18 protein-coding genes and 5 pseudogenes are annotated in these 21,209 nt (G+C 65.4%); 1 reads left to right on the forward strand and 22 read right to left on the reverse strand.

Annotated features, from left to right (window positions below):
* Positions 1-15 precede the first annotated feature (15 nt).
* The 22 genes and pseudogenes from ACSJDS_RS18975 to uraH all read right to left on the reverse strand — a co-directional run.
* A pseudogene (locus tag ACSJDS_RS18975) lies at positions 16-258 on the reverse strand (hypothetical protein); the annotation flags it as partial.
* Positions 255-1,142 carry an ABC transporter ATP-binding protein gene (locus ACSJDS_RS18980; protein ID WP_473035078.1) on the reverse strand — a complete coding sequence of 296 codons (888 nt, stop codon included), beginning with the start codon at positions 1,140-1,142 and terminating at the stop codon, positions 255-257. The pseudogene ACSJDS_RS18975 and the gene ACSJDS_RS18980, both read right to left, overlap by 4 nt.
* On the reverse strand, positions 1,079-1,264 hold the full coding sequence (locus ACSJDS_RS18985) for an ATP-binding cassette domain-containing protein (RefSeq protein ID WP_473034590.1): 186 nt from the start codon (positions 1,262-1,264) through the stop codon (positions 1,079-1,081). The genes ACSJDS_RS18980 and ACSJDS_RS18985 overlap by 64 nt, the downstream gene beginning before the upstream one ends.
* Positions 1,265-1,417: 153 nt before the next feature.
* Positions 1,418-2,089, reverse strand: coding sequence for a molybdate ABC transporter permease subunit (modB, locus tag ACSJDS_RS18990; protein WP_473034591.1), 672 nt, complete (start codon positions 2,087-2,089; stop codon positions 1,418-1,420).
* Positions 2,086-2,523, reverse strand: coding sequence for a molybdate ABC transporter substrate-binding protein (modA, locus tag ACSJDS_RS18995; protein WP_473034592.1), 438 nt, complete (start codon positions 2,521-2,523; stop codon positions 2,086-2,088). The genes modB and modA overlap by 4 nt, the downstream gene beginning before the upstream one ends.
* Before the next feature lie 94 nt (positions 2,524-2,617).
* Positions 2,618-2,893: pseudogene (locus ACSJDS_RS19000) on the reverse strand (substrate-binding domain-containing protein); the annotation flags it as partial.
* Positions 2,894-3,020: 127 nt separating this feature from the next.
* On the reverse strand, positions 3,021-3,755 hold the full coding sequence (locus ACSJDS_RS19005) for a GntR family transcriptional regulator (protein WP_473034593.1): 735 nt from the start codon (positions 3,753-3,755) through the stop codon (positions 3,021-3,023).
* Between the two features lie 127 nt (positions 3,756-3,882).
* A pseudogene (gene pyk / locus ACSJDS_RS19010) lies at positions 3,883-5,324 on the reverse strand (pyruvate kinase).
* A 19-nt stretch (positions 5,325-5,343) separates the two neighbouring features.
* Complete coding sequence (locus ACSJDS_RS19015) at positions 5,344-6,669, reverse strand: glycerate kinase type-2 family protein (protein ID WP_473034594.1); 1,326 nt, start codon at positions 6,667-6,669, stop codon at positions 5,344-5,346.
* Between the two features lie 183 nt (positions 6,670-6,852).
* Entirely contained in the window at positions 6,853-7,740 is an 888-nt protein-coding gene (locus ACSJDS_RS19020; protein ID WP_473034595.1) for a 2-hydroxy-3-oxopropionate reductase, read from the reverse strand.
* Between the two features lie 206 nt (positions 7,741-7,946).
* Entirely contained in the window at positions 7,947-8,726 is a 780-nt protein-coding gene (hyi, locus tag ACSJDS_RS19025; RefSeq protein WP_473034596.1) for a hydroxypyruvate isomerase, read from the reverse strand.
* A gap of 158 nt (positions 8,727-8,884) precedes the next feature.
* Positions 8,885-10,659, reverse strand: a pseudogene (gene gcl, locus ACSJDS_RS19030) (glyoxylate carboligase).
* Between the two features lie 178 nt (positions 10,660-10,837).
* Positions 10,838-11,326: an ureidoglycolate lyase gene (locus ACSJDS_RS19035; protein ID WP_473034598.1), complete on the reverse strand. Its 489-nt coding sequence runs from the start codon at positions 11,324-11,326 to the stop codon at positions 10,838-10,840.
* A 9-nt stretch (positions 11,327-11,335) separates the two neighbouring features.
* Positions 11,336-12,168, reverse strand: a pseudogene (locus ACSJDS_RS19040) (bifunctional allantoicase/(S)-ureidoglycine aminohydrolase).
* A gap of 212 nt (positions 12,169-12,380) precedes the next feature.
* The gene (puuE, locus tag ACSJDS_RS19045; RefSeq protein WP_473034599.1) at positions 12,381-13,328 is read right to left on the reverse strand and encodes an allantoinase PuuE; all 948 of its coding nucleotides are present in this window, start codon (positions 13,326-13,328) and stop codon (positions 12,381-12,383) included.
* A gap of 220 nt (positions 13,329-13,548) precedes the next feature.
* Entirely contained in the window at positions 13,549-14,139 is a 591-nt protein-coding gene (locus ACSJDS_RS19050; protein WP_473034600.1) for an aspartate/glutamate racemase family protein, read from the reverse strand.
* 88 nt (positions 14,140-14,227) lie between these two features.
* A complete protein-coding gene (locus ACSJDS_RS19055; RefSeq protein ID WP_473034601.1) occupies positions 14,228-15,526 on the reverse strand; it encodes a TRAP transporter large permease in 1,299 nt (432 codons plus the stop codon).
* The gene (locus ACSJDS_RS19060) at positions 15,523-16,098 is read right to left on the reverse strand and encodes a TRAP transporter small permease subunit (RefSeq protein WP_473034602.1); all 576 of its coding nucleotides are present in this window, start codon (positions 16,096-16,098) and stop codon (positions 15,523-15,525) included. Before ACSJDS_RS19060 ends, ACSJDS_RS19055 begins: the two co-directional genes overlap by 4 nt.
* 53 nt (positions 16,099-16,151) lie before the next feature.
* Positions 16,152-17,192 (reverse strand): TRAP transporter substrate-binding protein, encoded by a 1,041-nt coding sequence (locus ACSJDS_RS19065; protein WP_473034603.1) that lies wholly within the window; start codon positions 17,190-17,192, stop codon positions 16,152-16,154.
* A 456-nt stretch (positions 17,193-17,648) separates the two neighbouring features.
* Complete coding sequence (locus tag ACSJDS_RS19070; protein ID WP_473034604.1) at positions 17,649-18,386, reverse strand: GntR family transcriptional regulator; 738 nt, start codon at positions 18,384-18,386, stop codon at positions 17,649-17,651.
* A 162-nt stretch (positions 18,387-18,548) separates the two neighbouring features.
* Positions 18,549-19,751, reverse strand: a complete 1,203-nt coding sequence (locus ACSJDS_RS19075) for a urate hydroxylase PuuD (protein ID WP_473034605.1) — start codon at positions 19,749-19,751, stop codon at positions 18,549-18,551.
* A 75-nt stretch (positions 19,752-19,826) separates the two neighbouring features.
* On the reverse strand, positions 19,827-20,180 hold the full coding sequence (gene uraH, locus ACSJDS_RS19080) for a hydroxyisourate hydrolase (protein WP_473034606.1): 354 nt from the start codon (positions 20,178-20,180) through the stop codon (positions 19,827-19,829).
* A gap of 246 nt (positions 20,181-20,426) precedes the next feature.
* On the opposite strand from uraH, the gene uraD reads away from it, so the two are divergent.
* The gene (gene uraD, locus ACSJDS_RS19085; RefSeq protein WP_473034607.1) at positions 20,427-20,954 is read left to right on the forward strand and encodes a 2-oxo-4-hydroxy-4-carboxy-5-ureidoimidazoline decarboxylase; all 528 of its coding nucleotides are present in this window, start codon (positions 20,427-20,429) and stop codon (positions 20,952-20,954) included.
* Positions 20,955-21,209 lie beyond the last annotated feature (255 nt).

A 21,209-nucleotide genomic window follows, 5' to 3' on the forward strand; every position in this document is an offset into this window, starting at 1 on the left:
CCGCTCGTCCAGATGATCGCGATCCATCAGTCCGAACTGACGCTGGGCGAGGATGCGCGCCAGCTCCACCTCGAGATGATGCACCTGCGAGCCGGCGGCAATGGTCAGGGGCGCCGTCTCGAAGCTCACCGGCCGCGGCGAGGCGTCCACAGGCGGCCAGTGTCCGCTGAGCCACATCGCCGTCCAGGCCGCCAGCAGGATTACCCCCAGCCGCTGCACCGGTGAGGCGAGCAGGCAGCGCCGCCAATTCGCTTTCATGGAAGGGGTGCCTCCGGCATCAGGTGAATGCCACCGGCCAGCAGCGAGACCTGGGCAGTGGCGCCGCGGGCCAGGCCGTTGCGCCGCGCCGCATGGGTGGCGATATCGAAGCGCAGGGACTCACGACCGTGGTCGAAGGCCAGGGTGATCGAGGTCATGCCGCCGAGCACCACCATCTCGGTCACCCGCCCGGTCACCGGGTTCTCCCGCTCACCGCGGGAGGGGCGGTCGCGGCGATGCAGCACCACGTCGGAGTCGGGCAGGTACCAGGCGACCCGCTGCCCCGGCGACAGGGCCTCCAGCCCCTCGGCCACTTCCAGCCGCCAGGGCCCCCACTGCAGCCGGCGCTCGCCGTTCTCCTCCACCACTTCGCCCTCGAAGACGTTATGGCGGTCCAGCAGCCGCGCCACCTCGGCGCTGGCCGGGTGGCGAAACAGCGTCTCGGGCGAGCCACTCTGCAGGCTGCGCCCGCCGTGCAGGACGCAGAGCCGGTCGGCCAGCGCCACCGCTTCGTCCAGGTCGTGGGTCACCAGCACGATGGGAATCGCAATCTCCTCGCGCAGCAGCGCCAGCTCGCGCTGCAGGCGCCGCCGGGTCACCTGGTCCACCGCGGAGAAGGGCTCGTCGAGCAGCAGCACCCGGGGCTCCCGGGCCAGGGCCCGGGCCAGCGCCACCCGCTGACGCTGGCCGCCGGAGAGCTCGGACGGATAGCGCCGGCTGAGCCCTTCCAGGCGCACCCGGTGAAGCCAGCGCTCGGCGCAGGCGTCCCGGGCGGCGGCATCGAGATGGCCCAGCGCCACCTTGACGTTGTCGCGGGCGGTCAGATGGGGAAAGAGCGCATAGTCCTGAAAGACGATACCGACCCGGCGCCGCTGGGGGCCCAGGGCAACGCCCCGGTCGGGTCCAGCCAGGTGGCGTCGCCGCAGGCGATGCGCCCCCCGGCCGGCCGGTAGAGACCGGCGATGGCGCGCAGCAGCGTGGTCTTCCCGCTACCGGAGGGCCCCACCAGCGCCAGCAGCTCGCCGGCCGCACAGTGGAAGTCGGCGGCCAGGGGAATAGGCCCGGACTGGTGGAGGGAGACAGTCAGCGCCCCGCTGCCGGCGGCGGCGACCTCGGCGGGCGGCGTCCCCCGGTCGCTCGCGTGACGGGACGACGCGACTCAGACACGTCGCCACCGCCGTCGGCCCGCCAGGCCGTAAACCACGCCGATGGTCAGGAAGGAGACCAGCAGCAGCATCGCCGACATGATGCCGGCGCCGGCCTCATCGAAGGCCTGCACCCGGTCATAGATGGCGATGGCCAGGGTACGGGTCTCGCCGTCGATGGCACCCCCCACCATCAGGATCACCCCGAACTCCCCCAGGGTATGGGCGAAGGTCAGGGCCAGCGCCGAGATCACCCCCGGCCACACCAGCGGCAGCTCGATACGCAGGAAGGTCTGCCAGGGCGAGAGCCCGCTACACCAGGCCGCCTCGCGGAGGTTGGCCGGCATCGCCTCGAAGGCGCGCTGGATGGGCTGGACGGCGAAGGGCAGATTGGCCACCAGGGAGGCGAGCAGGATGCCGGTGAAGGTGAAGTTCAGGCCCTCCCCGGTCAGGCGGTGCCAGAAGGCGCCGAACGGCGCCTCCCGGCCGAAGCTCATCATCAGGTAGAAGCCCAGTACGGTGGGCGGCATCACCAGCGGCAGCGCCACCAGAGCCTCGCACAGCGCCTTGCCGCGAAAGCGTGCCCGAGCCAGGCTGCGGCCCAGCCACAGCCCCACCGGCAGCAGGAACAGGCAGGTCAAGGCGGCCAGCTGAAGCGATACCGACAGCGCCGTCCAGTCCATCATCGCGCCTCGGCCGGCTCGGTCTCATCAGGCAGGCGAAAGCCGTAGCGCGCGAGAATCTGGCGAGCCTCCTCCTGCTGCAGCCAGGCGTAGAAGGCGCGGGCGGTCTCGCCGGCCCCCTTGACCAGCACCATGCGCTGCACCAGGGGCGCGTGCCACGCCTCGGGAATCAGCACGAAGTCGCTGCGTTGGGCCAGCTGTGGAGCCAGCGCCAGGGACCAGGCCACCAGGCCGCCCCGGGCGTCGTCGGAGAGCGCGAATTGGGCCGCCTGGGAGACGTTCTCGCCGAGAACGCGCAGCGGCGCCGTCGCCTCCCACAGACCGGCATGCTCGAGCGCCTGTTTGGCAGCTACGCCGTAGGGGGCGTGCTCGGGGTTGGCCAGGGCCAGGCGCGGCCGGCCCTCGCCGGCGGCATGGGCCTCGAGCGCCTCGCGCACCGCAGCCAGGGGGCGTCCTCCCGGGCAGGTCGTCGCGGCCGGCGCGCTGGAGCCAGGCCAGCCGACCGATCGCGTAGACCACGCCCTCGTCCTCGGTGTGGCCCTCGTCGTGCAGGGCCCGCACATAGGCCTCGTCGGCGGAGAGATAAAGCTCGAAGGGGGCGCCCTGGGCAATCTGGCGGCGGAAATTGCCGGAAGAGCCGAAGTTGAGGCGTAGCGACCTGCCGGTCTCGGCCTCGAAGCGCTCGGCGGCCTCAGCAAGGGCGAACTGCAGGTCGGAGGCGGCGGCCACAGTAGGGGGTGACGCCAAGGCAGGGCTAAGGCCCAGTGCCAGGCAGGCGGCCAGCACCCAGCGTGAGAGTGAATTCATCGAAGGACTACCTATCGACCAGAAGGATAACGTTCGGCATTGTCATCCAGGGCTCCGGGCGGGTAAAGCCGGCCATGGGAGGTACCTCCCGGCATGGGCGCCCTGCGGCCCTTCTGTAAACGCCCTCTCAGGAGGTCACGCTCTCCCGCTGGCCCAGGATCGCCATCAGGTCGATGCTGGCATCGCGCACGCTGAGGTCGAGCAGGTTCTCCAGCGCCTGGAGATGATCCTGGATGCAGTGCCGGGCCGCTTCGCCGTCGCCGCTGCGCAGGTGGGTAAGCAGCGCCGGATGGTCCGGCGCCAGGTAGCAGCTGGTGAGCCCAGAGCGTTTGTAGAGGGCGATGACGATGGAGGTCCGCAGGATCAGGTCGGTGAGCATGGCGCCCAGCACTCGGTTGGGCGACAGCTCGGCGAGCCGGTGGTGCAGCGCCAGGGAGTGCTCGATGCGCGCCGGCTCGTCGCCCGCGGCGTAGGCGGCGGCCTCGCGCTCCACCAGCGTTTCGATATCCGCCAGCTGATCGGCATCGAGGCGACCGGCCAGCAGGGCGACCACCTCGCCCTCCACCAGCCGGCGGGCGTCGAAGGTCTCCCGGGTCTCGTCGATGCTCGGCGCGCGCACCCGGGCCACCTGGTTGGGCTGTTGGGTGACCACGTGGTCGGCGGCGAGCCGGGTCAGTGCCTTGCGCACCACCGAGCGGCTGACGCCGAAGATCTCGCCAAGCGCCACCTCGGGCAGCCGCGTTCCCGGCGGCAATCGCTGCATCAATACCGCCTTGCGCACCTTGTCGACGATGAATCGGTCGTTGATGCGCCCTCCCGCCCTGACGGCGGCCTGCACATCGTCCTGCCAGGCATGGCTCATGCTGCCCCCTTCGCTAGCGGCCTGTGTCCCACGCTACCATCGCATGTTTTCTGCCCAATGGCCACAGCCTGAGTCACTATTGTATACAATAATCGCTCGGGCCAGGAATGTGCAGGCCGCGTCGCGCTTACACCTGAAGGATCTTCAGGGTATTGGTGCCGCCGTGGGCGTTCATGTGATCGCCGCGGGTCAGGATGACACGATCCCCCGGCTCGGCCACGCCCTGCTCGACCAGCAGCGCCAGGGCCCGGGCGTTGAGCTCGGTGGGGGCCATCTCGCTGGTGTCGAAGGGCAGCGAGACCACCCCGCGATAGAGCGCCATGCGCCGCTGGGCGATGGGACTGTGGGCCAGGCCGACGATGGGCAGCCCCGAGCGAATCCGCGAGGCGATCAGCGGCGTGTAGCCGGTGGCGGTCATGCAGGCGATGGCCGCCACGCCCTGGAGGTGGTTGGCGGCGTACATGGCGGAGAGCGCAATGGTCTCGTCCACCTGGGAGAAGCCCTCGTGGATGCGGTGGCCCGAGGCCTGGGCGACCCGCTCCCGCTCGGCGCCCAGGCAGACCCGGTTCATCGCCTCGATGGTCTCCACCGGGAAGTCGCCGGCGGCGGTCTCGGCGGAGAGCATCACCGCGTCGGTGGCGTCGAGCACGGCGTTGGCCACGTCGAACACCTCGGCCCGGGTGGGCAGGGGGATTCGATCATCGACTCCATCATCTGGGTGGCGGTGATCACCGCCCGGTTGAGGGCGCGGGCGCGCTTGATGATGCGCTTCTGGGTGCCGATCAGCTTCTCGTCGCCGATCTCCACGCCGAGATCGCCGCGGGCCACCATCACCGCCTCGCTGGCCTCGATGATGGCGTCCAGGGTGGCGTCGTCGGCCACCGCCTCGGCGCGCTCCAGCTTGGCCACCAGGCCGATCTCCTTCCCGGCCTCGCCGAGCAGCGCCCGGGCTTCGGCCATGTCGGCGGCAGAGCGCGGAAACGACACCGCCAGGTAGTCCACGCCGATCTCCACGGCGGTCGCCAGGTCCTCGCGGTCCTTGTCGGTGAGTGCCGGGGCCGAGAGGCCGCCGCCCTGCTTGTTGATGCCCTTGTTGTTGGAGAGCTTGCCGCCCACCGTGACGGTGGTGTGGACCTCGCGGCCGGCGATGCGCTCGACCTGGAGTACCAGGCGGCCGTCGTCGAGCAGCAGCCGGTCGCCGGGGGCCACGTCGTCGACCAGCGCCTGGTAGTCGCAGCCCACCCGGGTGTCGTCGCCGGCCTCGCCATCGAGCGCCATATCGAGGATGAAGGGGGCGCCCTCCTGGAGGGTAACGGCGCCGTCGCGGAAGCGGGCGATGCGGATCTTGGGCCCCTGCAGGTCGCCCAGGGCGGCCACGCTCTTGCCCAGGCGGTCGGCGATCTCGCGGACCCGGGCCAGGCGCTGGCGGTGGTCGTCGGGGGCGCCGTGGGAGAAGTTGAGGCGCACCACGTCGACGCCGGCGGCGATCATCGCCTCGAGGACGCCGTCGCGGTCGCTGGCGGGTCCCAGGGTGGCGACGATCTTGGTACGGCGAATGGGGGCATGGATGGGAGCATGGGGGGAAGGGTCATGATGTCCTCGGCAAGACCAGAATGGCACGAAAGTCGTTGACGTTGGTGCGGGTCGGCCCGGTGACGATCAAGCGCTCCAGGCCCTGGAAGAAAGTGTAGGCGTCATTGCGTGACAAGTGTTCGAGGGGGTCAAGCCTTTGCTCGCCGGCGCGGTGCCGATCACCCGGGGAGAACAGCGCCCCGGCATTGTCCTCGGAGCCGTCGATGCCGTCGGTGTCGATGGCCAGGGCATGGATGCCTTCCGCACCCTCGAGGGCCTCGAAGAGCCCCAGCAGGTACTCGACGTTGCGCCCGCCGCGCCCATCACCCTTGACGGTCACGCTGGTCTCGCCGCCGGACAGGATCAGCAGCGGGGCGGTGATCGCCTCCCGCGCGGCCAGCGCCAGGCGCGCCTGGGCACGCCCCAGCTCGCGGGCCTCGCCCTCCAGGTCGTCGCCGAGCAGCCGCACCTCGATCCCCGCCGCCTCGGCGGCCTGGCGGGCGGCCTGCAGGGCATCGCTGGCCCGGGCCAGCATCACGCTGCGGTCGCGAGCGAACTCGGGGTCCTCCGGGGCCGGCGCCCGGGGCGCCTCGCCGAGATGGCGCCGCACGCCGTCAGGAATGTCGATCCCGAAGTGGGCCAGCACGGCCAGGGCGTCGGCCGGCGTGGTGGCATCCGGCAGGGTAGGGCCGGAGGCGATCAGCGACGCCTCGTCGCCCGGGACATCGGAGATCAGCCAGGTCACCACCTGGGCGGGATGCGCCGCCGCGGCGAGCCGGCCCCCCTTGATCGCCGAGAGGTGGCGCCGCACGGTATTGATCTGGCTGATCGGCGCACCGCAGCGCAGCAGCTCGCGGTTCAGGGCCTGCTTGTCGGCCAGGGTGATGCCCTCGGCCGGCAGCGTCATCAGCGCCGAGCCGCCGCCGGAGATCAGGGCGATCACCCGGTCGTCCTCGGTCAGCCCCTCGACCGCCTCGAGCATGCGCCGGGCGGCCTGCTCGCCGAGGTCGTCGGGCATCGGGTGGGAGGCCTCCAGCACCTCGATACGCTCGCAGGACGCGCTCTGACCTTGAGGACCGTGACCGTAACGGGTCACCACCAGGCCCGACAGCGGCGCCTGGGGGCAGTGCTGCTGCCAGGCCCGCTCCAGGGCCGCCGCCATGGCCGCGGCCGCCTTGCCGGCGCCCACCACCACGGTGCGTCCGGGGGGCGGCGCGGGCAGCTGGTCGGCCACCAGGCTATCGGGGTGCACCGCCGCGACGGCGGTGTCGGCCAGCTGCCGGAGCCAGGCGCCGGCGTCCACCGCGGGGTCAAAGGGAGGAACAGAGGTCTGGGCATTCATGGGGAACTCCTCGCAGCGGGCCAATCCGCCACCGACGGTAGCAGCCGGGATAAGGAAGAAAAAAGCCCGGCGACGGGCGGGGTTCCGTCAGGGGATACCCGCCGCCGGGTAAAGGGCCACATGCAGTGGCCATGGCAGACGACGACCCGACGCCTGCCATTGAGGGAAGGGGGGATTATCGGTTCAGCGGCTGCCGACCTCGTGATCGGCCAGCGACTCGAGCGCCCGCAGGATGCCGGCGTGGTCCCAGTCGGCCCCGCCCTGGGCGGCACAGGCCTGGAACAGCTGCTGGGCGTTGGCGGTGCCCGGCAGCGCCAGGTCGAGGTTGCGCGCCCCTTCCAGGGCCAGGTTGAGGTCCTTCTGGTGCAGCTTGATCTTGAAGCCGGGATCGAAGGTGCGCTGGATCATGCGCTCGCCGTGAACGTCGAGGATCTTCGACTGGGCCAGGCCGCCGAGCAGCGATTCGCGCACCTTGGCGACATCGGCGCCGGCCTTGGAGGCGAACAGCAGGCCTTCGGCCACCGCCTCGATGGTCAGAGCGACGACGATCTGGTTGGCGACCTTGCAGGTCTGGCCGGCACCGTGGCCGCCGATATGGGTGATGGTCTTGCCCATCACGTCCAGCACCGGCTTGGCACGGGTGAAGCCTTCCTCGGTGGCACCCACCATGATGGTCAGGGCGGCATTGATGGCGCCGCCTTCGCCGCCGGAGACCGGGGCATCAACGTATTCACCGCCGGCTTCCACGATGCGCTTGGCGAAGCCCTGGGTGGCGATGGGGGCGATGGAGCTCATGTCGATCACCAGGGTGCCCGGCTTGAGGCCCTCGATGACGCCGCCCTCACCGAACAGCACCTCTTCCACATCCGGCGTGTCCGGCACCATGGTGATGATGATCTCGGAGGCCTCGGCCACCGCCTTGGGATTGTCGAGCTCCTGCATGCCCTTGCTGGCCAGCGTCTCGTCCAGGGTGCCGCGCTTGACGGTGGACAGCGTATGGCCGGCGTCCAGCAGGTGCCCTGCCATGGGGCGGCCCATGATACCCAGGCCAATAAAACCGATCTTGCTCATGATGATTCTCCTTCCAGCTTGTCTTTGTCGTTGCAGCCTTATGCGCCGGCTGCCACGGATGACGTCACCGCTCGGGGCTGATCCGTCGGCAGGCCTGCGAGGAGGCGCTGTGGACCCCTCCCTGGGCGCTACCGATTCCTTCCCTGGAATCGGACCTCCTCTTCGGCCTGCCCCGGCGCCCCTCGCTAAGGGGGCTGCAGCATTCTTCAGCCGCGCGCTTGATCCAGCCAGCCCAGGCCTTCCACGGTGGCGGTCTTGGGCTTGTACTCGCAGCCGATCCAGCCGTCGTAGCCGAGACGATCCAGATGGGCGAACAGGAACGGGTAGTTGATCTCTCCGGTGCCCGGCTCGTGGCGGCCCGGGTTATCGGCGAGCTGCACGTGGGCGATCCGCGCCAGGTGCTTCTCGATGGTCGGGGCCAGATCCCCTTCCATGATCTGCATGTGATAGATGTCGTACTGCAGCGCGAGGTTACGGCTTCCGACTTCGTCGAAGATCGCCAGCGCCTGCTCGGTGCGGTTGAGGAAGAAGCCGGGGATATCGCGGGTGTTGATGGGCTCGGCGATCAGCCGGATGCCGGCGGCCTCGAGCTTTTCGGCGGCGAAGCGCAGGTTCTCCACCAGGGTCTGGCGGGCCTGGTCGTCGCTGACGCCGTCCGGCTGGATGCCGGCCAGGCAGTTGACCTGGGTGTTGCCCAGCACCTTGGCGTACTCGATCGCCTTGTCGACGCCGGCGCGGAACTCTTCCACGCGATCCGGGTGACAGGCGATCCCGCGCTCGCCGGCGCCCCAGTCGCCCGCCGGCAGGTTGAACAGCACCTGGGTCAGGCCGTTGTCGTCCAGGCGCCGCTTGATCTCGGGGGCCTCGACGTCATACGGGAAGAGGTACTCGACGCCCCGGAAGCCGGCCTTGGCGGCGGCCTCGAAGCGGTCGAGGAAATCCACCTCGGTAAACAGCATGCTGAGGTTGGCGGCAAACTTTGGCATGTGGAACTCCTCTGGGTCGCTTCTGTTGTAACGGGGCTTGTCTGGCGACAGGCCTGCGAGGAGGCGCTGTAAATACATCCCTGTACGCTACCGATTCCTTCCCTGGAATCGGACCTCCTCTACGGCCTGTCCCCAGCGCCCCTTGGCTTAGTGCTGGTTTACACAAGAGCGGCGATGGAGGTCGGGGCATCCTCGGCGTTTTCCGCCAGGGCCTCGAACTCATTGACGCCGCCCAGGTCGGTGCCCATGGCGATGTTGGTCACCCGCTCGAGGATGATCTCGACCACCACCGGCACGCGGTACTGGGCCATCAGCTCGCGGGCCTCGGCGAAGGCCGGCGCGATGTCCTCGGGCCGGGTGACACGCAGCGCCTTGCAGCCCAGTCCCTCCACCACGGAGATATGATCGACGCCGTAGTCGTTGATCTCCGGGCAGTTGACGTTCTCGAAGGAGAGCTGCACGCAGTAGTCCATGTCGAAGCCGCGCTGGGCCTGGCGAATCAGCCCCAGGTAGGAGTTGTTCACCAGCACGTGGATATAGGGCAGCTTGAACTGGGCGCCGGCGGCCAGCTCCTCGATCATGAACTGGAAATCGTAGTCGCCGGAGAGGGCGACGATCTCCGCCTCCGGGTCGGCACGCCGCACGCCGAGCGCCGCCGGAATGGTCCAGCCCAGCGGGCCGGCCTGGCCGCAGTTGATCCAGTGGCGCGGCTTGTAGACGTGCAGGAACTGGGCACCGGCGATCTGCGACAGCCCGATGGTGCTGATATAGCGGGTGTTCTTTCCGAATGCCTTGTTCATCTCCTCGTAGACGCGCTGGGGCTTGACCGGCACGTCGTCGAAGTGGGTCTTGCGCAGCAGGGTGCGCTTGCGCTCCTGGCACTCCTCGGCCCAGGCGGAGCGGTCCTTCAGCTTGCCGGCGGCCTTGAGCTCCCGGGCGACTTCCACGAACAGCATCAGGGCGGCCTTGGCATCGGAGACGATGCCGTAGTCGGGGCCGAAGATGCGCCCGATTTGGGTCGGCTCGATGTCCACGTGAACGAACTTGCGCCCCTCGGTGTAGGACTCGAGATTGCCGGTGTGGCGATTGGCCCAGCGGTTGCCGATGCCCATCACGAAGTCCGAGGCCAGCAGGGTGGCGTTGCCGTAGCGGTGGGAGGTCTGCAGCCCCACCATGCCCGCCATCAGCGGATGATCGTCGGGGATCGAGCCCCAGCCCATCAGGGTGGGAATAACCGGCACCCCGGTGAGCTCGGCGAACTCGGTGAGCAGCTCGCTCGCATCGGCGTTGATCACCCCCCACCAGCGACGAGAAGCGGCTTGTCGGCCTCCTCGAGCATGGCGATGGCCTTTTCGATCTGGGCCCGTGAGGCGCTGGGCTTGTAGGCCGGCAGCGGCTCGTAGGTGTCCGGGTCGAACTCGATCTCGCTCATCTGCACGTCGATGGGCAGGTCGATCAGCACCGGCCCCGGACGCGAGCTGCGCATCAGTTGGAAGGCCTGCTGAAAAGCGCGTGGCACCTGGGCCGGCTCCAGCACGGTGATCGCCCACTTGGTGACCGGCCCGGCAATCTCCTGGATGTTGACCGCCTGGAAGTCCTCCTTGTGCAGCTTGGCACGCGGCGCCTGGCCGGTGATGCACAGGATCGGGATGGAGTCGGCGCTGGCCGAGTAGAGCCCGGTGATCATGTCGGTACCGGCAGGCCCGGAGGTGCCGATGCACACGCCGATGTTGCCAGCATGGGTGCGGGTGTAGCCCTCGGCCATGTGCGAGGCGCCCTCGACATGGCGGGCCAGCACGTGGTCGACGCCGCCGACCTTACGCATGGCGGCATAGAAGGGGTTGATGGCGGCGCCGGGCACGCCGAAGGCAACGTCGATGCCTTCTTTCTTGAGCACGTGGATGGCGGCTTCAGCTGCGGTCATACGAGCCATGTTGATTCCTCCGGTGAGGGGCCTGCTAATATTTTTGGAAAATATTTCTGTATACAGAGACTAGGCCGCCAGCGAAGCGCCGTCAAGATTTCTGGAAAACATTTTCACAAAAATCCTTGTCGACAAAAAAGCCCAAGCGCTATCAGCAACTTGGGCATGGCAAAAAGGGAGCGAAGGCTCAGCCCAGGGTCACCCGGATGGCCAGCGGATGCTCGTCGCAGTTGTTGCCGGCCCCGCCCCGGTCCACCACCAGGAACTCCCCTTCCCGCTCCAGCACCGACTGGATGGCGTGCCAGGTGCCGGCGCGGTAGTTGACGCCCTGGCGGCCGTCGGTGACGAAGGCGCGCACCGCGGCCGGATCAATCTCGTCCCCCGGCGGCGCGACGACCACCAGGAAACGCTCCTCATGCAGCGGCATGAAGGCCTGGCTGCCCTGGGGATGGCGCTCCAGGAAGTCGAGCTCCAGCGGCACCTCCACCGGCTGGCTGACGAAGATGCTGATCAGCGCCCTCGCCTCCTCGCCCAGGGTCTCCACCCTGGCCAGGTCGTGGTAGCGCCGGGTGCGTCCGGCGTTGATCGGAAAGGAGTCGGCGATTCGCGTATCGATGACGTCGCCGAAGGGGGCGAAGGCCTCCGGCGTCAGCGGCTCGGCTTTCAGTTCCAGCATGACGATCTCCTAGCGGCCACCCAGCCACAGCGCCGGGTGGCGATTGACGTCCTTATAGAGCAGGTAGCGGAACGGCCCCGGGCCGCCGGCATAGCAGGCCTGCGGGCAGAAGGCGCGCAGCCACATGAAGTCGCCGGCCTCGACCTCCACCCAGTCCTGGTTGAGGTGGTAGACCGCCTTGCCCTCCAGCACGTAGAGGCCGTGCTCCATGACGTGGGTCTCATCGAAGGGGATCACCGCACCGGGCTGGAAGGTGACGATATTGACGTGCATATCGTGGCGCACATCGGCGGGGTCGACGAAGCGCGTGGTCGCCCAGCGCTCGTCGGTGTCGGGCATCGGCGTCGGGGCGATCTCGTTCTCGTTGGTGACGAAGGCCTCCGGCACCTCGATGCCCTCGACGAACTCGTACGCCTTGCGCACCCAGTGAAAGCGCACCGGGGCATCCGACTCGTTGCGCAGCTGCCAGTGGCTGCCCGGCGGCAGGAAGGCATAGCCGCCCGGGGTCATGTGATGACGCTCGCTGGCGAGGGTCAGGGTCATCTCGCCCTCGACCACGAACAGTACCCCTTCGGCGGCGGGGTCGAGCTCGGGCTTCTCGCTGCCGCCACCGGGCGCGACCTCCATGATGTACTGGCAGAAGGTCTCGGCGAAGCCCGACAGCGGGCGCGCCAGCACCCACAGCCGGGTCTCCTCCCAGAATGGCAGGTTGCTGGTAACGATATCGCCGAAGACCCCCTTGGGAATCACCGCATAGGCCTCGGTGAACACCGCCCTGTCGGAGAGCAGCTGGGTCTGGGCGGATGACCGCCGTGGGGAGCGTAGTAGGTGCGTGATTTCATGGGGTATCCTGAATTAGTGTACGGCCGAAAGCCGTGCCCATGGCAGACATCGCTCGAGGCAGTTCCGGCGACAGGTCTACGAGGGGGCGCTGTGAACCCCTCCCTGGGCGCTACCGATGCCATCCCTGGCATAGGACCCCCTCTTCGACCTGTCCCCGGCGCCTCTCGCTTCGGGCAGCGGCAGCTCAAAAGACTTCGCCGGGATAGGCGAGCTATGTGCCTCTGCGCGCCGGGGCGGGGTGGTGCTCGGCCCAGTGGCGAGCGATATCCACGCGGCGGGTGACCCACACCCGATCGTGGGCCTCGATATGGTCGAGGAAGCGCTGCAGGGCGCGGAACCGGCCTGGACGCCCCAGCAGCCGGCAGTGCATGCCCACCGAGAGCATCTTGGGTGACTCCTCACCCTCCGCATAGAGGACGTCGAAGGCGTCGCGCAGGTAGCTGAAGAAGTGGTCGGCGGTATTGAAGCCCTGGGGCGCGGCGAAGCGCATGTCGTTGCTGTCCAGGGTATAGGGCACGATGAGGTGGTCGTGCTCGACCCCCTGACTGTCGGCCTCGCGGGTCCAGAACGGCAGGTCGTCGCCATAGTAGTCACTGTCGTAAAGAAAGCCGCCCTCGTCGAGCACCAGCCGGCGGGTGTTGGGGCTGTCGCGGCCGGTGTACCAGCCCAGCGGCTTCTCGCCGTAGAGGCGCTGGAAGATCTCCATGGCCCGCTGCAGGTGTTCGCGCTCGACGTGCTCCGGCACCTCCTGGTAGTGGATCCAGCGGTAGCCGTGGCAGGCGATCTCGTGGCCCAGTTCCTTGAAGGCGTGGGCCACTTCCGGATGGCGCTCAAGCGCCATGGCCACGCCGAACACGGTCAACGGCAGGCCGCGCCGCTCGAACTCGCGCAGGATGCGCCACACCCCTACCCGGGAGCCGTACTCATAGATCGATTCCATGCTCAGGTGGCGGGCGGGAAAGGCCGGCGCGCCGATGATCTCGGACAGGAACTGCTCGGAGCCTTCATCGCCGTGCAGCACGCAGTTTTCGCCGCCCTCTTCGTAGTTGAGCACGAACTGCACGGCGATCTTCGCCCGGCCGGGCCAGTTGGCATGGGGAGGCGTGCGGCCGTAGCCGACCAGATCGCGGGGGTAGTCATGGATGCTGGCAACGCTCATCGCACCTCTCCTTGTTGTTCTATCTGTTAATAAGTGTCACATGATGGCCCCGAGGGGCAAGGTCATGACAACACCTAGTGTATACAATGACAACTTAAGCTGTATCCACCTCGGTTGCAAGGGCAAAAGGGTGTTCAAGCAGGCATCCGCCATGTCAGCTGCATCAGCGCCTGGCACTGCATGACCGCGGCATCAAAGCAGTCCAGCAGTTGGCCGCTCCCTACAGACCCATGGCTGTCTGCCAGCCCGGTGAACGCCGCCCCACCGATAATGATGACGTCCGGGAGAGTCGCTCCTCCTGGGAACCGAGCGTGGCGAAGAGCCGTCGAGCCGCCTCGTCCCGCTGGCGCGGTAGCGTCAGATCATCGATCACAATCGCATCGACCCCCAGGCAACGGCGAGACAAACCTAGGTCATGCAGCACATCATCTATCATCCGAGGCCAGCGGACCCCCGGGGTGATAATCGAAAAGCGGCTCCCCAACTGCACAGCGGTCAATAGCGAAGCCTCAAGCATCCCGACGACCGGCACGGGACTGATTTCACGCACCGCGGAGATGCCCGGCTCACCAAAGCAGGCCAGCAGGATGGCATCGAAAGGCCTGTCCTCCGCAGCGAGGTGGCGCTCGACCAGCGTCACTATGGCAGCTCCGGCCAAAGCACACTCGCGGCGTGAACCGATATAGGCAACACTGTCGGTCGCAGTTTCGGCCACCACTTCGACATTCGCGCCAAGCCGCTCACGGGCACGCTTGGCCATCTGCTCTGTCATCGCGGTATTGGCGTTGCCATTCAGCAGTAGTAAACGCATACATGACTCCTCCCCCACCCCTGGCCCAACAGGCCAAGGATGGGGTCTACAGTTCATCGGGAAAACAAGATGTGTTCGGGTAGCGCGACTATCCCATCATGTTACGAGGTAGCCACAACGCAATATCGGGGAAGGCGATCAGCAGGAAGGTGAAGAGCAACAGGATGATCACGAACGGGAAGGCGCCCCACATTACTTCGCGAAAATCGCCGCCGCTTGGACGTACACCGTGTACCACATAGAGGTTCATGCCCACTGGCGGTGTAATCAAGCCGATCTCACACATCATGATGATGAATATACCGAACCAGATCGGGTCAATGCCCGCCGCCATGACGATGGGCATGGCCACCGGCACGGTAAGCACCAGCATCGACATAACATCCATGAACATCCCCAGCAGGATGTAAAAGAGGATCAGGATCAGCAGCAGCGCAAGGACCGAGAGGTCGAAAGCCACCACCCATTGGGTCAGGGTCTGGGCAACGCCGGTCAGTGAAACAGTAACATTGAGCATCAGTGCACAGATGATCACCAGCAGCACCATGCCCGTGGTGCGGGCCGAGTTGATGCAAACTGATTCGAGCAGGGCCAGATTGAGGCGTCCACCGTGCCAGACGAAGCATATCGCTGTTACCACCCCCAGGGCTGCAGACTCGGTGGGCGTAGCCAGGCCGGCATAGATCGACCCCATGACAATGAAGAAGATTACCAGCGGCGGTACCAGGCTCTTCGAAGCCTTGAGCTTCTCGCTCAGCGGAATACGTACCTCGTCTTCACCATATTGCTTACCCCACTGGCTGACCAACAGATAGAGGCTGAACAGCAGGGTGAGGGCGATTCCCGGGATAACCCCAGCCAGGAACAGCTGTCCCACCGAGACATTGGCCAGAGAGCCGAACACCAGCAGGTTAACGCTGGGTGGGATGAGAATGCCCAGGGTACCACCGGCAGCCAGCGACCCCAGCGCCGGCCCCATGGGGTAACCGCGTTTCTCCAGGGTGGGAAGAGCTAAGGTACCGATAGTTGCCGCAGTGGCCACGGAGGAACCGGAGGTGGCGGCAAACAGCGACGAGGAAGCGATATTGGTATGCAACAGCCCGCCTGGCAAACGGTTCATCCAAATCGACAGGGCATAGAACATGCGATCGGCAATACCGCCACGCAACAGCAGCTCCCCCAGCAGGATGAACAGCGGGATGGCCGTCAGCAGGCTCTGATTGAGGGAGGCCCAGATGACCGACCCCATGGATTCAACCAGTGGCATACCAAAAGTGATCAGGCCACCCACCACGCCGATAGCAACCATGGCCACGGCGATGGGAATACCCGCCAGCATCATACCGAGCATGACCAAGAAGGCGATAAAAACATAGACAAGCGTCATGACGTGACCACCTCCTCTTCACGGTGGCGGATATCCTCCAGCTCCTCCTTGAGCTCGTCCTTAGCGCTACGCGGGCCATAGTCTCTCAGCAGCCCACTCGTATCACGACGAGCCAGCAGCAGGGTGGCACGGACAGCCAGGAACACTGCTAGAACACAGAAGATCAACAGGGCCAAGAACCAGGGAGCCTGAGGGTAGACCAGCGGCGTCGCCCAAACAGTGGGCGCCCGGCTACCGTAAGCAATAGTGTCACCAATCACCCCATAGGCCAGCCAGATACAGAACAGCCCCAGCAATGCCATGGAGACACTGGCGAGCCAATTGAGAAAGGCCTGTTTCTGCTTTGACAACCGAGATGTGACGAGATCGATGCGGATATGCGCCCGCTGGATTAATGTCACCGAGAAGGCCAGGCCGGCGGCCACAGCCACTGCATAACCGGAGAGCTCGTCGATGCCTCCTAAGGAGATGTTGAAGAGTCTGCGAGTAAGGGTCTCTAGACTCACTACAAAGGAGAGTGAGAAGAAAATGACCCCAAAGACAATACTAAAAATTCTTATTAAACCGTTCATCATAGACCTCCTATACGAAGGCGGCCGGCGCTGTTCTGCGCCGGCCGCATCGCTTACAGCCCCAGATTGGCACCCACGGTGGCTTTCCAATCCTCCGAGCAGCTCGGGTTGGTTCTGTCACACAGCTCAACGAAGTTGGGCAGCGACATGGTCTCGACGGCCTCATTGACGGTCTGAAGATCCTCCTCGGTCACATCGATACCGGTAAGTGAATAGGGGCGGCCGTTGGCACAAGGCTCAGCCCCAGTATTGCAGCGAGAGGCATCTTCATAGAGCTCTTCTGAATAAGCCCATATATCGTCTACGAGCTCATTGAATGCTGTCTCAATCTGTGTTTGTTCCTCTTCGGAGAACTGATTCCACACGTTGAGGTTGACGGCATAGCCGTTCATCGCCATTTGTACCGGCAGGGGATAAACGTAGCTGGTGACTTCCGGCCAGCCAGCGGCATTGGCCGAACTTGGCCCGGTTACACCACAGTCGACCACCCCTCGGGCGATGCCCTGCTGCGTTTCGGGGAAGGAGAGCGGCACCGGAGCGGCACCCAGGCTCGACATGAAGTTCCCAAGAATATTGTCATAAACCCGCACCCGCTTCCCTCGGAGGTCTTCGAGCCCACTGATCTCGGGCTCACAGAAGATCACCTGAGGGCCCGCCGGCCAGACGCCCAGCAGTTTCGAATTGAACCGCTCCTGTAGTCGCGCATCCGCTACTGGCATATAAGCATCGACATTCTGGCGAGCAACTTCATAGGTGGGGTTCTGGCCAACCAGATCAAAGCCTAGCAACGTCGGCTCATCACCACTGATCTGCGATAAACGCAGCGAGACAATGCCGAAGAGATTGTTGCGAAGAACCCTCAAGCCCTCGGCATCGCTGACGCCGGAAGTATCCACAGGGCTATAACTTACCTGGGTGCTCACGCCGGTACGCTCGGCGAAGTTCTCGAAGAATGGCTGTTCGAGGTCGTTCTGAATGGCGCCTGAGCCAACCGGCTGGCCTAGGGCCCGAATCGAAGATGGTGCAGCCATGGCTGAGGCGGTAATGAAAGAAGCTACCAAGGTGGCAGTCACGGGGAGGGCATATTGACGCATCGCTGTTCTCCTTGCCGTTGGAGTCATTGTTGAAGGAGCGGCATGACCAGAGCCAGAGGGCTCTATGTGTTACGCACACCTAGAAGCTAGGACAAAAAATACGAAAACACAAATTTTCGTATACAAAAACTCGGACCCGCTCAGGAAACGACCCCATCCCATTGATTGTATTATTATTTATCAGTTACGTATCCAGCGTGCTGACCTTGCTTTCCTGGTTGACCGGCCACCTTAACACTCTGATCAACTCTGCCTACGACTCGCTTTCAGGGCTAGGAAACAGCATTTGAAAACATTTCATGTATACAATAAGTGTCGGCAAGATGTTCTCTTAATGACCCACTGGGCGCCCTGCCAGCGCTTCCGCCAGTAACCCACCCAGGTATCAACGCCAGCGCCCCGGATCCATGGTCCGGGGCGCTGGCGTTACGAGGGGATAATAGGGTGCCGCGAGGGTCAGTCGCCGAAGATGCTGTGCAGATCCGGCGCTTCGGCCTCTTCCTCGACGATGGCGAGTGACGCCTCGATCTCCTCGAGGTGGTGGCTCATGAAGGCGCGGGCCCCCTCGCCGTCGCCTGCCTCCAGGTAGCGGATCAGATCGTCGTGGTCGTGGGATTCGCAGCCCAGGTTGCCGGGATTGCCGTAGACCGCCAGGATCAGCGATGAGCGTGAGCAGAGCCGACCGACGAAGGCGGCAAGCGTGCTGTTGCCTGAGAGCTGGGCCAGGCGCTCGTGAAAGGCCGCGGAGAGCTTGATCGCCGAGCTCTGCTCGCCCGCCCGCAGCGCCTCGCGCTCTCGACTTGCCATGCCGCGCAGCTCGCAAATGTCGTCCTCGGTGATACGACGGGCCACCTCCGGCATCAGGCCGCACTCGACCATCTGGCGCGCATCGAAGACCTCCTTGGCCTCGTCGGCGGTGGGTCGGGTGACGCTGGCGCCGCGCCTGGGGGTGAGGGTGACCAGCTGCTCGAGTGCCAGGCGCTGAAGGATCTTGCGGATACCGGTACGGCTGACGCCGAACACCTCGGAGAGCGCATCCTCGCGCAGCCGAGCGCCCGGCTTGAGGCGATGCTCGATGATCGCATCGCTGATCGAGCGGTAGATGACCTCGTGCCGTTCGGCACCGTCGCCGTTCTTGCCCAGGCGCCGGGGGCGCCCCTTGGTCGACTCGCCGTGGTCTGCCAGCTGATTCATGGTATCCCTCCTTGCATGACCCTAGATGACCTTATTGTATACGCATTGAGGGCCTGGGACCGAACCACCCGGTACGCCAAGGGGCCCGCCGTTTGGCGAGCCCCTGTCTGGCTGACGACAGCCCGGGTCGATGACCGCTCCTCGGCGGCCAAGTCCCCACCATTACTCCGACCAGGCGGCGATTGCCTCGCGCTCCTCATCGGTCATGCCGGTCATGTTGCCCAGCGGCATGTACTTGCTGGCCACCACCTGCTGAATCTGGCTCTTCTGGCGCAGGATCTGATCCTCGCTGTCATAGGCCACGCCGGCCGGCGGTGCCGCAAATCCCGGCTGGGTGGGATCGCTGGAGTGGCAGGCCACGCAGTGTTGATCGACCAGCGCATGCACTTCCTCGAAGGGCGTCGCCTCACCCTCCGCCACCGCGGTTGCCGGCTGGCTGGAAGGCATCGCGACCCAGAAGGCCACCAGAATCAGCGCGGTGCCGGCGGCCGGGTAGGCGGGCTGGATCTTGCCGGCATGCATCAACACGAAGAACTGCCGGATCAGCGCGCCGCCGAAGATGAACAGCGACATGAGTATCCAGGCATGCTCGTGGTTGTAGGCAAAGGCGTAGTGGTTGCTGATCATCAGCAGCACCACCGGCAGCGTGAAGTAGGTGTTGTGCACCGAGCGCTGCTTGCCGCGCTTGCCATCCAGCGGATTGGGCTCTTCGCCGGCCTTCATGGCGTTGACCATGCGCCGCTGCCCGGGAATGATCCAGAAGAAGACGTTGGCCGACATGGCGGTGGCCATGACCGCGCCGGTGAGCAGGAAAGCGGCCCGGCCGGAGAACATCTGGGTACTCAGATAGGCGACCACCACCATCATGATCGCCACGGCGATGCTCAGCAGGCCGTCACGGGTCATGTTGGGGCTGATCCGCTTGCACAGCTCGTTGTAGACCACCCAGCCCCCCAGCAGGAACAGCAGCGCCAGCACGTTGGCCTGCCAGCCGCTCATGTTGGCGGCCCACTCCCAGTTGGCGTTGGGATTGACCAGATAGAAGCTCGGGTTGGCCATGTAGAGCAGCACGAAGAGCGCGAAGCCCGACAGCCAGGTGGTGTAGGACTTCCAGAACGACCAGTGCAGGTCATCGGGCAGCTTGGCCGGTGCCGTGGCGTACTTCTGGTTGTGATAGAAGCCGCCGCCGTGAACGGCCCACATCTCGCCGAACACGCCCTTCTCTCGGTCCTCGGCGGCCTTGGGCTTTTTCAAGCCGTTGTCTAGCATCACGAAATAGATCGACTCGCCGATCCAGGCGATAGCGGCGATGACGTGAAGCCAGCGCAGCATGAAGTTCAGGAATTCGAGTAGGTAGGCTTGCATTCAGGGAACCTCACCGGGAGTGCTTGTTGTTGGTAAACATGACGGAGCGAGCAGCATCTCTAGGCCCGCGCGCCGTCAGCTGCCGCGATAGGTGGAGTAGCCGTAGGGCGAGAGCAGCAGCGGCACATGGTAGTGAGCGGAGGCATCGGAAACGCCGAAGCGCAGCGGAATCACGTCGAGAAAGCGCGGCTCGCTAGCCTTTATGCCCTGCTGACGCAGATAGTCGCCGGCATGGAACACCAGCTCGTACTCGCCGGCCGCGAAGTCGCCGCCCTCGAGGATCGGAACATCGCAGCGGCCGTCGTCGTTGGTGGTGACTTCCTTGAGGCGCTCGCGGCCCTCGCCTGCCAGGCGAAAGACCTCGATACGAATCCCCTCGCCGGGGCGGCCTTGAGCGGTGTCCAGAACATGTGTGGTTAGACGTCCCATCGGTTTCTCCCCCTAGATGTGTGATCGAGTCGTGTGGCGATGTCACCGGGTGAGGCGCATCATGGTTTAACGAGGTGTCCGGCCCAGGCGGCATGCGAGCGCCACACCCCATGAGGACAGTTTTAGCGCTTATTGCGATACATTTCAAAATTTTTTTGTATACACTTGGGCCATGGGCGTAGCCTTGCCACTGTTGGCCCTCATGTGAGTGGCCCCCCATACCCACCATCGACCCTGGAGACCCAGATGAACGACAAGAGCTTGACCCCGCGTCCCAGCAGCCTCGGCCGTGATGCCTTCGTGACCCAGTATGGCGAGATCTACGAGCACTCCCCCTGGGTGGCCGAACTGACCTGGGAGCGAGGCCTGACCCCCGAACAGGACACCCCGGCGGGGTTGGCCGAGGCCATGGGCCAAACCCTGCGCGAAGCGCCCCCCGAGCAGCAGCTCGCGGTGATCCGCGCCCACCCCGACCTTGCCGGCAAGGCGGCCATCGCCGGCGAGCTGACCGACGACTCCACCCGTGAGCAGGCCGGCGCCGGCCTCGATCAGTGCACGCCGGAGGAGATGGCCCGTTTCGAACGCCTCAACGCCACCTATAAAGAGAAGTTCGGTTTTCCCTTCGTGATGGCCGTCAAGGGCAGCGATCGCCACGCCATTCTGGCCGCCTTCGAGACCCGCCTGGATAACGATGCCGACGAAGAGCGGCGCACCGCCATCGAACAGATCAACCGCATCGCCCTGTTCCGCCTGGAAGCGCGCAGCGAAGCCTGATCCCCGGGCGCCGGCCGCGGCCGGCGCCCCTTTCCCCGCCTTCAAGAGCCGTACGTCACCTATCCTTATGGATAAGATAGGTCGCAACACCGTGCCTGCCACCGCAAGGCCCTCAGGCCATACATCGCCCATACCATCCCGCCAAAGGCTGACCAAACAGTCAACTCAAGGCGCGCAACCCTCTGTTTTTAAAAGGTGGAAACAATTTCCATAAAAAAATACCCGCAGGCTGTCTTTCAAAATCACAATGATTGT

It is taken from the genome of Halomonas sp. SL18_1 (genome assembly GCF_055755715.1).